At 55.4% G+C, this 10,159-nt stretch carries 5 protein-coding genes and 3 pseudogenes; 6 read left to right on the top strand and 2 right to left on the bottom strand.

Annotated features, from left to right (window positions below):
• Window positions 1-107: 107 nt before the first annotated feature.
• Window positions 108-524 (top strand): annotated as a pseudogene (locus tag DWB67_RS17115) (transposase); the annotation flags it as partial.
• Window positions 525-826: 302 nt separating this feature from the next.
• On the opposite strand, the pseudogene DWB67_RS18520 reads toward DWB67_RS17115, so the two are convergent.
• Both DWB67_RS18520 and DWB67_RS17105 read right to left on the bottom strand, forming a co-directional pair.
• Window positions 827-1,123: pseudogene (locus DWB67_RS18520) on the bottom strand (IS110 family transposase); the annotation flags it as partial.
• Window positions 1,124-1,223: 100 nt separating this feature from the next.
• Complete coding sequence (locus DWB67_RS17105; RefSeq protein ID WP_119808766.1) at window positions 1,224-2,480, bottom strand: sodium:proton antiporter; 1,257 nt, start codon at window positions 2,478-2,480, stop codon at window positions 1,224-1,226.
• A 974-nt stretch (window positions 2,481-3,454) separates the two neighbouring features.
• Between DWB67_RS17105 and DWB67_RS17100 the strand changes: the two genes are divergently transcribed.
• The 5 genes and pseudogenes from DWB67_RS17100 to DWB67_RS18720 all read left to right on the top strand — a co-directional run.
• Window positions 3,455-6,613: an SdrD B-like domain-containing protein gene (locus tag DWB67_RS17100; protein WP_119808765.1), complete on the top strand. Its 3,159-nt coding sequence runs from the start codon at window positions 3,455-3,457 to the stop codon at window positions 6,611-6,613.
• A 143-nt stretch (window positions 6,614-6,756) separates the two neighbouring features.
• Window positions 6,757-6,957: a hypothetical protein gene (locus DWB67_RS17095; protein WP_119808764.1), complete on the top strand. Its 201-nt coding sequence runs from the start codon at window positions 6,757-6,759 to the stop codon at window positions 6,955-6,957.
• 89 nt (window positions 6,958-7,046) lie between these two features.
• Window positions 7,047-8,669, top strand: coding sequence for an exosortase E/protease, VPEID-CTERM system (gene xrtE, locus DWB67_RS17090; RefSeq protein WP_119808763.1), 1,623 nt, complete (start codon window positions 7,047-7,049; stop codon window positions 8,667-8,669).
• Between the two features lie 66 nt (window positions 8,670-8,735).
• Window positions 8,736-9,595: pseudogene (locus DWB67_RS18515) on the top strand (IS3 family transposase); the annotation flags it as partial.
• A gap of 252 nt (window positions 9,596-9,847) precedes the next feature.
• The coding region (locus DWB67_RS18720; protein ID WP_182911653.1) for a helix-turn-helix domain-containing protein at window positions 9,848-10,159 on the top strand (312 nt) is incomplete at its 3' end.

Raw genomic sequence — 10,159 nt, 5'->3', positions numbered from 1 at the left:
TTCGCCTTGAACTCCGCAGAATAGCGCTTTCGTTTCGTCATCTCAGGTCAGTCCTTCGTCAATCGCTAAAGCTTAGCAACTGGTCCGAATTCCTGCGACCACCTCTGACCGACATGGCGCGTCGATTACAGACGATGCCCGGAGTCGGCCCCATGACCGCGCTTGCCATCGAGGCCTTTGCTCCGGACATGACGAGCTTTCGGCGCGGACGCGACTTTAGCGCCTGGCTGGGGCTGGTGCCGCGCCAGTATTCCTCGAGTGGCAAGGAGCGGTTGGGACGCGTCTCAAAGGCCGGTCAGACCGACATTCGGCGACTGCTGATCATTGGCGCAATGTCTCGGCTGAATTGGATGGGGCGCAGGTCGATCCCGGAAGGCTCATGGCTCGCGGAAATGCTGTCAAGAAAGCCGCGAATGTTGGTCGCGATCGCATTGGCCAATAAGATGGCTCGTGCCGTATGGGCGATGCTAACGGAAAACCAGGATTATCGAGATCCGGTCTATGCGAAAGCCGCTGTAGCGTGAAGCTTCTGCTGCATCGGAAACGCAGAGATCGGTAAGTGGGGGTGTGACAAGTCAATGACCTGAATGGGCAGAATGATCGAATAGATCTGGATTGGAAAAACCAGGCGATCTTCCGGAGCAAGAACAGCTCGGTACACAAATATGGACCCAATCCGCGGATCACCATCCCGGCCAGCGGCTTCTGGAACGCCGCATTCAAAGGCCTGACAGAAGAACGCGCTCGATCACATCCTCAAAGGGTCAGAAGCTTCTTGCATCAAGGACGGCAACCACAGAAGAAGATCGGACACTCTCACCGGATCCTCAGCAATAGCCTCCGCATCGGCCACATCATTCTTTTGGCTTTTGACGAACCACTCCACATAAACTGGCGGGATCAAGCGTACATCGTGTCCCGACTTCTCAAACTCCCGACCCGAGCCATGGGCCGTCGCACAAGCCTCCATAGCGATCAGACATATGGGCTACTGTGCCACGAACGCGAGCAATTGCCCCCATGACAGCTTCATTCGGAACGCGACCAAACCGCTACAGCACGCGCCGTGCAACTGGAAGACGTGCTTTGCCAAATCGATACTGATTAGAGTAACTTCGGACATGAATGCTCCTTCCTTTTGTGATGGCTTTAACACTCACCACAATGGCACGTTGTGATGCCGTTGGGAGGAGCATCCGCGCCTTCAACAGAGCCGATCGTTTCTAAATTTCGACGCGCTCATTTCTAAGCCATCTCGCAAGCTTTCCTAGGGTAAGACCTTGAACGATTATCGAAAAAACCACTACCGCATAGGTCGCGGCAAGTATTTGTGCCTTATAGTCACTGTCAGGCAAAGATAGGGCTAGCGCGACTGAAATTCCGCCTTTGAGACCGCCCCAAGTCATAAGGGGGACCACATCGCGCCCTTCGCGGCGGATAGGGCGCAACAGCAATATTGGCAGCCCGACAGAAAGCAGTCTTGCAACGAGTACCAGGACAATGGTTGCGGGTAGGGTAAGTGCCATATCGCGGGTAATACTTAACTGGAATATTTCCATGCCGATCATCAGGAACAGGGCGGCGTTCAGAATTTCATCGACCAGACGCCAGAAACCATCGACGTAGGTGCGCGTTTCTTCGGACATCGCATCACGACGTCCGACATTCCCGATCATAAGGCCAGCGACAACCGCCATAATTGGCGCAGATACATGCAACCCCAGTGCAAGCTCGTATCCACCAAAAGCAAGCGCGAGGGTTAGCGTTACCTCTAATGGGTAATCATTCATCCGGCGCATGATCTGAAACACCGCCCCGCCAAGTATAGCGCCCAATAATGCGCCGCCTACGGCCTCGCGTAAAAACAGGGAGATTGCCGATCCAAGGTCGAATGTCGCGGTGCCATGATCGCTGCTAGAAGGAAAAGCCACCCCGACGAGCAGAAGAAAAACGACATAACCTACTCCGTCATTGAACAATGATTCACCGGCAATTTTCGTTTCCAGACTCTTGCGGATCTTTGCGTCTTGCAAAATCCCCAAAACTGCAACTGGATCGGTCGGAGATATCAACGCTCCGAAAACCAGCGCCATCAATAGCGGCATCCCAGCAATCCACGAAAACCCCACGCCGACAGAAAATGTTGAAATGGCCACACCCAGTGTCGCCATCAGCAAAACCGGTAGTGCTTCGCGCTTGAGGGCAGCCAATGGCACATGAAGTGCGCCCGCAAATAAAAGCAAACCAAGCATGCCATCCAGCAATGAACCGGAAAATTGCATAGCGGTCACAAGGTCGCGCATCTGTTCGACAAGTTGCAGACTTGGAAAATAGTGATCCACCCCAAGTATCAGAAAAGATCCAAGAAGCGCTGTGAACATAATCCCGATCGAAGGCGGAAGCTTAAGAAAGAAATAGTTGAAGCTTCCTGACGCAGCAGCAAGGACAAGAATAACCGAGGCAATCTGAAGCGGTGTCATTCAAATATCCTTATTGACGTATCAGAAAATTGACCTTGCGCTGCGACCTTGATCAACTGGCGCGCCTTATATTGTCATTTCTGCATCTCAACCTTGAAAGTAAAAGGATGGTTCCGAATTTATATAAACAAAGTCAGTGAGATAGATAATTTCAAGTTCTAGCACCCCAATGCCCCTCGTTCCAATTAAGTCCGAACAAAAACTTGATTAGAGACCATATGGTTACTGGTTCTACAGCCGGCAGGTTGGATTTTTCAAAAAACTAATCCTTAGCTAGCCAGCATTAGCGGCAACCACATGCGAACATTATAACGAAAATGATAAGAGAAAATACCGGATCCCTGCCGAGGCCCAAGCAAAACGACAGTGAAACAAGGCAAACGAGCTGAACAGGTCAAACCGCAGCCGGATTGCTGTCCGTTTGCATCACAATCTGGGAATGTCTCCGATACGTCACGCAAGACAGCCAATGGCCTTACCCACAGCGCTTCATAGGCCGACATCGTCATGCTCAATGCGAGGCCGGACGCTGTTAAAACGTCTTATATTATTTTTCCTATTTTGTTGCCCGAACAATCGCCGGGTTTGCCCAGCAGAGCGTTCCCGAAACGCAATGGATATATGGCTAATGGCAGATACAAGACCCTGATGTCGCTATTGCAGTCGCGAAGGCACACCAAGCACAACCTAAAATTGCGCTTATTATCCACTACTTTCTTTCAAGCTGTAAATCACCCAAATCCACCTAGCCTTTTGTATAGGCTTTTGAAAAATATACACAAAATTTTGATGACGGCTTGAGTTAAGTATAGACTTATAAAATTTTAAATGTATGTGCTTAAACGCATGACAGTGTCGGTTACTGCGCTTTTTGGGTGTGTAGCTGACCCCGAAACTGCTGGCCAGATATTCCCTGGTCCGCGTTCCGGTCAAAGTTTGCGGTTTGCCTTACAGGCGCTTTTGGGACAACGATCATGACAAGTTATTACAAGAAATTCGAGTGGACCGCGTTCACAGAGGCCGACCTTCTGGCGAACGGCAAAAACGGCTGCGATTTTGGCAAAGGTGACTCGTTTGTAATGGGTCAAGCCACCGTCAAGATGTCGACCTATGACAATGACAGCAAGTTGTCAGGTGACAGCTGGTACGACCGCTATAATAAGGCCGAGGATACGTCGGGCCAGAACGGCTATATCGATGATAAGGCCGTCGGCTGCAAGATGTTCGCGGAACAGTATCACGTGCTGCAAGGTTCGGACGGCAAGACCTATTACATGATCGAGATGAAGATCGAGGGTCACAATTCTGCCGGTGCCGGAAACGGCTATTTCACTTTCTATGGCGCCCAACCCGCGGCCGGGGTCAACCTTTCGGTGGTGAATACCTGTAATGTCCAAGGGTCGTGGATTGATTATTCCTGCCTTGGTGCAGGCAGCTCGGCTCCGACCAATACGCCGCCGACCTTTACCAACGTCCCCGCTGACGGCGTCTTCTGCGTCGACGAAAACACCAAGCTGGTTATCGACCTGAATGCCAAGGACGCGGATGGCGATACGCTCAGCTTCTCGGTTGCTGGCGGCGAAGATGCGGCCCTGTTCGAGATCGACGCCGAAACCGGCGTGCTTAGCTTCAAGGCGGCCCCGGATTACGAGGCACCCGGCTCGAAGGATGGCGATAACGTCTATAATGTCATTGTTGCGGTCAGCGACGGCAAGGGTGGCGTAACCCACACCGAACTGTCAGTTGGCGTCAAAGACGTGGATGAGGCACCGACATGCGTTGTCTATGAAGCCGAAGACATGAATCTTTCCTGCTACACGGTCAAGAACGCCTCCAGTGCTTCGGGTGGCGAATACATCAAGCTGACCGGCTATCACGGCAGCGCCTCGCAGGTTTTCGATGGTGCCTCGGGTGATTACGACCTGACGCTGCGTTTCTGGGATGCTGCCAAGGGTGATGGATACGTCAAGATTCTGGTAAACGGCAAAGAGGTCGGCGTTGCCCGTCTGAACGCCGAGACCAACAAATGGACCGAAATCACGCTAGACGACCTGCAGCTTTCGAAGGGGGATGTCATCACCCTAAAAGGCGCGGGCGTCGGCTGCGAATTCGCCATTATCGACAACATTACCTTGTGCCCTGTCGAACCGACGATCGAGCCGGGTGCGCTGGAAGGCCGGCTGTTCATCGACGCCGATAAGAACGGCATCGACACTGCCGAACCCGGCGTTGCCGGCGTCGCTGTCCAGTTGCTGGACAGCGCGGGCAATGTCGTCGCAACCACGACGACCACCGCCGATGGCAGCTATCGCTTCGACAACCTGCAGCCCGGCGAATATAACGTCGTGTTCCCTACGGAAGTCGAAGGCCGCGTTCTGACGGATCAGAATGTTGGCACCGATGACCGGATCGACAGCGATGCTGATACCGGTACCGGCATCACCGACACCGCGACGGTTGTTGCAGGCGAGGTGACAAAGGATGTCGATGCGGGTCTGAAAGATCCCGGCACTGCCGCTTTGGAAGGCCGCGTCTCTATCGATGCAAACGACAATGCGATCGACGATGCCGAAACCGGCGTCGGCGGCGTCACCGTCCGCCTGCTGAGCGCCGCAGGCGCAGTTGTTGCGACCACGGTGACCGAAGCTGACGGTTCTTACATCTTCACGGGTCTGGACGCGGGCGACTATGTTGTCGAGTTCCCGACGACCGTCGATGGCCGCGTGCTTGTCGACGCAAATGTCGGAAGTGACGATACGATCGACAGCGACGCAAACCCCGAGACCGGTCGCACGGGCACCATCTCGTTGGACATTGGCGAAGTGTCTTCGGACAATGATGCAGGCTTGAAAGATCCGGCCACGGCAAGCCTTGGCAACATCGTCTTCTTTGACGCGAATAAAGATGGCATCCAGAGCGCTTCGGAAACCGGCGTTCAGGGTGTCACCGTCACGTTGTTTGCCGGCGGCGTTGCCTTGGCAACCACCACAACCGACGCAAACGGCAACTATCTGTTCAGCGGCCTGCAGGCGGGCACATATACCGTTGGCTTCACCGAAAAAGCGGGCTTCGATTTCACGACTGCAAATGCCGGCAGCAATGATGCATTGGACAGCGACGCCGATCCGGCCACCGGCATGACCGGCCCGATCACGCTTGGCATCGGTCAGACCAACCTTGATGTCGACGCGGGCCTTGTGATCGAAAACCGCGCCCCTGACGCGATGGACGACGTTGCGAATACCTGCGCCGACGATGCTGTCACGGTCGATGTGCTTGCCAACGACACGGACCTTGATGGCGACATGCTTTCCATCACGCAGGTTGCGGGCATGGACATTGTCGAAGGCGGATCGGTCGACGTGGATGGTGTCTCGATCGCTCTGGTCGATGGCAAATTGGTCTTTGACGGATCGGCTGCTTATGCGGACCTGACGATCGGTCAGAAGGCGACCGCCAGCTACAGCTATCAGGTTTCCGATGGCGAAGGCGGCTTTGATACCGCCAATGTCGATCTGACCTTCTGCGGAGCCACAAACACGCTGGAAACCATCAAGGACAGCCTGCCCACGACTGGCAATTTGGTGCTGACCGCTGATGCGTCTTTCGACGGGGGCTTCTATGGCGTGGCCCTGTCCGGGACAGGCGATGAACGCTTTGACGGAAAGTTCTTCGATGTCACCTACTGCGTGTCGGCCTATGAACCGATCCTGCCGGACGTGACGGTTCCCTATAGCGTCTATCTGGCCGACGAAGGTTCGGTTCCGTCCGGCACCATCGAAAACCCGCAAAATCTGGACATGGTCAACTGGATCCTGAACCAGGGGTTCGAGGACATGGACAACGGCGATGGGACAAACCAGACCTATACCGAGGCCGAAATCCAAGGCGCCATCTGGGGCCTGACCGATGACATCGTCTTCGTGAACAGCAGCATGGGCACCGACGACAATGCCCGCGAGATCTATGATCTTGCGCTGGCCAATGGCGAAGGTTTCCAGGTTGGTGAAGGCGACATTGTCGGGCTGATCCTTGACCCGACCGCAGAAGCCGAAGCCGCAGGCAACAGCCAGCCGCTTATCGTCGGTATCGAATGGGACGCGCTGGAGCAGGATTGCTTCTGCTTCGCCTGATGCGTCACGCAGCCGCGTCCTCGATGGGGACGCGGCTCAGAATTCCGGTCGTCCAAGGACCGGAATTGGATCGCCCTGTCGGTGATCCTGCCATTTAAAGGACGGCGACTTGGACCGCCGTTCATTGTTTCGGAGTTCAAATTATGAAAATGTTCTCGATTGCCGCAACCGCTGCCAGCATTTCGGCTTTTGCAACTGGCGTCGCGCATGCGACTGTCGCTGGCTTCGGTCCGCCGAAGGTAACGCCGGTTCCGGAAATCAGCGCCCTGGAAGGCACCGCAGCTTTGGCCGCGCTGGCTGCCATTGTTTTGCTGACCTGGGAACGTCGTCGCCGCGCCTACTGATACTCGTATCGCGACTTTGACAAGTGTGACAGGCCTGCCTTGCGGCGGGCCTGTTCCTGTAAAGATGACCTTATGTTTGAAGGCCCGTGATGAGAAATATGCCCGCCCCCCCGCTTCGACTGCGCGTGACGCCCTGCGCCCTGGCAGCAGGGCTGCTGGCAATGCAATTTCTGGTCATTGGGATGATTTTCAAGCACGCTATCGACTTTGACTGCAGGGCGAATTGGGGCATTGCCGCCTGCGGGACTGCCAGCAAAAGCCTTGCGGCGCTTTATTGCATGATCGCCGCTGTCGGGTTGTTTTCCATGCTGCGACCGCATCTGTTTCTGGATTTGCTGGCCGAGGCGGGTCATGATGCACGCCCCCTGCTGCTGAATCTGGCCGGTTTCATTCTTTCCATGATCCCCGTGCTGATGCTGCAAGGCGCAAGCGGGACGTCCATGATGATTCCGGCTTTCGCGCTTTGGGTGCCCGGAATGGCAATGATCCTTGCGGGACTTTGCGGCTGGCTTGCCCCTTGGCAGCGTTGGCGCGCTTTTCTGGCGCAAACCGGCCTTCCGTTGGCAGTCGCGCTGGTCGCAAGCGGTATGGCCCCTGCCCTTGCGGTCCGGTTGCAGCCCATATGGCAGATGGAACGCATTTCGGACATGACGTTCCGCGTTGTAACCATGTTGATAGAGCCTCTCGGCTATGACCTCTATGTCGATCCTGTTCTCAAGCATATCGGCGAAGGCGATTTCATTCTTTCAATAGCGCCGGCCTGTTCGGGGATCGAGGGGATTGCACTGGTCATGATCTTCGTCAGTCTTTATCTGTGGCTGTTCCGGTCCGAACTGCGCTTTCCCCGTGCATTCCTGCTGTTCCCGGCGGGTATTGCCGCCAGTATGATCCTGAACGCCGTGCGCATTGCTGTGCTGCTGTTGATCGGTCTGCATGGCAGGCCCGAACTGGCCGTCGGGGGGTTTCACAGTCACGCGGGGTGGATGATGTTCACGATCGTGGCCCTTGGTATTATCCTGATCGCGCGCCGCGTGCCCGCCCTGCATCGAGCACCGACACTTCAAGCGGTGCGGACAAACAGCCTTCCCCCGCTCTGGCGCGATCCGGTTGCTGCGCGCATCCTGCCGTTTGCCGTGTTTATGTTAACCGCCGTGGTGGCCCCTGCGATCAGCACAAACCCGGCAATGCTTTACCCCATCAGGGTGATCTTGCTCACGGCCGCAGTTGCGTTGGTCTGGCCTGCCCTGCAAGGCATCGTCTGGCGGATTTCACCAACGGCTTGGCTGGCCGGTGGCCTTGTGGGGCTGATGTGGATCGTCATACCGGTTGAACCGTCAAACGGCCCGCTGCCCTATGGCACACTATCTGGCGGAATGGTCACCGTCTGGTTCGTGTTCCGTGGCATAGGAACAGTCCTGTTGGTCCCGTTGGTCGAGGAATTGTTCTTTCGCGATTATCTGGAACATCGCTTGCGTGGCACAGCGCTGGACCAGCCAGCCCCTGTTGCCCGTCTGGTTATGTCAGCCTTGATCACTGCCGGGCTTTTCGCTGCGCTTCACGACCGATGGGCCGAAGCTTTCGTTGCCGGTCTTGTCTTTTCAATCGTTGCATGCCGCAGCGGGCGCATTTCGGATGCGATTGCAGCCCATGCCACTGCAAATCTGATCGTCTTCAGCGTCGCGGCCCTTACCGGCAATCTGGCGATCATCTAGTTCTGGTCTTGTCCCGGTTTAGTTCCGGTCTCTTTCGAGCAATGTTTGCTATGAAGGAGATTGGGAATGGCAACGAGATACACAGACGAGTTTCGACGTGATGCGGTGCGCATCGCCACAACCAGCGGCTTAACACGCCCTCAGGTTTCATCTGATTTGGGCGTCGGGCTTTCGACCCTGAACAAATGGGTTCAGAAACACCAGCATGATGATTTGATGTCGGGTCCTCATGAAGATGTGGAACGGGAGAACGAACGCCTTCGCAAGGAAGTCCGCCTGCTGCGAGAGGAGAGGGAAGTGTTAAAAAAAGCGGCGATCTTCTTTGCAGGCCAAAGTCGGTGAGGTTTGCCTTCATTGACGCCTGGAGAGAAGAATGGCCGGTTGAGTTTCTGTGCAGGGTTATGCAGGTCACATCACGTGGGTATCGTGCGTGGCGGGTCCGCCCAATGTGTCAGCAACAGCGTGATGATATGGTGATCTTAGCTCATATTCGTGACCAACATCGTCTCAGCCTGCAAAGCTACGGCCGCCCCCGGATGACTGAAGAGTCACAGGAACTGGGGTTGGCGGTAGGCCACCGGCGTGTAGGGCGCTTGATGCGAGACAACAGCATAAAGATTGTCAGAACTCGTAAAGTCAAGGCTACAACCGACAGCAATCACACCTTTAACATCGCCCCTAATCTGTTGGATCAGGATTTTTCTGCTGATGCCCCAAACCAGAAATGGGCAGGCGACATTTCATATATCTGGACCAGTGAAGGCTGGCTGTATCTTGCGGTCATTCTCGATCTATACTCCCGACGCGTCATCGGTTGGGCGGTCAGCAATCGTATGAAGCGGGACCTGGCGATCCGGGCATTGGATATGGCTGTGGGCCTGCGACAGCCGCCTAAGGGCTGCATTCATCACACGGATCGCGGCTCAGCCGCGGCGGATTCAACCGGTCGTCGCAACACCCCATTTTATGAGGTGTAGATGACAAAAACAGGCAGACGAAAATCCGAACGTTCGACACGGGGCAAATTAAATTCTCCAGGAAGGCCGCCAGTCTGGCAACGTGAGAATCTGTGTCGGTTCTGGCGGGGCGTGGCCGCAGGTCATTCCAGTGAAGTGTCTGCCGTCCAAGCAGGTGTTTCCGGTCCTGTCGGAATCCGGTGGTTTCGGAGTTCTGGTGGAATGCCTCCCACACATCTTGCACCTTCGGCGACTTCCCTGACGCGCCGAAAACTGACTTTCTCTGAGCGAGAAGAAATTGCTTTGGAGTGTGCGAGGGGGACAGGTATCCGCGCAATAGCGCGTAAGCTTTCGCGGTCACCCAGCACGATATCGCGAGAGATCAGGCGCAATTCTGCAACCCGCAGCGGGGACTTCGACTATCACGCGATCACGGCGCAATGGCATGCGGATCGTGCAGCGCAGCGCCCAAAGCCAAGCAAGCTGGCGAGTAACCCGGCCCTGCGAGATTATGTGCAAGACCGTCTTTCCGGA

It is taken from the genome of Paracoccus sp. JM45, from assembly GCF_003590715.1.
Taxonomy (GTDB): Bacteria; Pseudomonadota; Alphaproteobacteria; order Rhodobacterales; family Rhodobacteraceae; genus Paracoccus.
The sequence above is the reverse complement of the archived record's forward strand: the minus strand, read 5'-3'. Positions and strand labels throughout refer to the sequence as shown.

Excerpts from the sequence above, each read along its gene's own strand:
- DWB67_RS17105 (WP_119808766.1), bottom strand. The coding sequence starts at position 2,480 with ATGACACCGCTTCAGATTGCCTCGGTTATTCTTGTCCTTGCTGCTGCG.
- xrtE (WP_119808763.1), top strand. The coding sequence starts at position 7,047 with ATGAGAAATATGCCCGCCCCCCCGCTTCGACTGCGCGTGACGCCCTGC.
- DWB67_RS17100 (WP_119808765.1), top strand. The coding sequence starts at position 3,455 with ATGACAAGTTATTACAAGAAATTCGAGTGGACCGCGTTCACAGAGGCC.
- DWB67_RS17095 (WP_119808764.1), top strand. The coding sequence starts at position 6,757 with ATGAAAATGTTCTCGATTGCCGCAACCGCTGCCAGCATTTCGGCTTTT.